The sequence below is a fragment of the Faecalitalea cylindroides ATCC 27803 genome, assembly GCF_000469305.1.
Taxonomy (GTDB): Bacteria; Bacillota_I; Bacilli_A; order Erysipelotrichales; family Erysipelotrichaceae; genus Faecalitalea; species Faecalitalea cylindroides.
Genome location: NZ_KI270961.1, coordinates 1 through 665, shown reverse-complemented (window position 1 = coordinate 665; position 665 = coordinate 1). Strand labels below are relative to the sequence as shown.

At 32.3% G+C, this 665-nt stretch carries 1 protein-coding gene and 1 tRNA gene; both read right to left on the bottom strand.

From position 1 onward, the window contains the following. Window positions 1-112 precede the first annotated feature (112 nt). Window positions 113-418 (bottom strand): hypothetical protein, encoded by a 306-nt coding sequence (locus HMPREF0367_RS01115; protein WP_051335113.1) that lies wholly within the window; start codon window positions 416-418, stop codon window positions 113-115. A gap of 150 nt (window positions 419-568) precedes the next feature. Next, window positions 569-644, bottom strand: a tRNA-Phe gene (locus HMPREF0367_RS01110). Window positions 645-665: the final 21 nt, after the last annotated feature.

Here is a 665-nt window from a genome sequence, read left to right as displayed (position 1 = left end):
TTTTTTCATATATCTCCAGCAACTCCTTTCCTCTCTAAAAATTATTATATGAGTATAGATTCTGCCTCCATAATTAAATTATAGTTTATATTATTATTTAATGCATATCTTTTTATACTATTCTTGAAACTGAATAGACATAGTATGTATATTCATAAAAATTAGTTTCTACATTTTTACTTTTTTGAATGACTAAGTACCCTTGTTCCTTTAGCTCTTTCAAGCAAGCCTCAACAAATGCTTTTCCTTCTGGAACAATTGCATAAATTCCTTCTTTCGAGAATTTCCAGTTATCAGGTAAAGCCAATAACTGTAGCAGCAACCCCTTTGCCTTGGTTGATAATGCATTGTTAAAAATAAATTCGTTATCTACAGAAGTAAAACTAACATTGGTTTTATTCCTTAATATCATCGACATAATGTAGACCTCCTCTCAGATTTGATCAAAAAAAGCGGACATTCTAAGCAATAATTCTAGTTTGCCTAAAATATCCGTTTTTTATATTTAAACTATATAGAAAAAGGACGTTTAGCGATAAAAATCACCAAACGTCCTATACTTTAAACGTGGTGGTCTCAGTCGGAATCGAACCAACGACACAAGGATTTTCAGTCCTTTGCTCTACCAACTGAGCTATGAGACCACATGGTTGCGGGAGAAGGAT

Coding starts and splice junctions, on each gene's coding strand:
- HMPREF0367_RS01115 (WP_051335113.1), bottom strand. CDS start 418: ATGTCGATGATATTAAGGAATAAAACCAATGTTAGTTTTACTTCTGTA.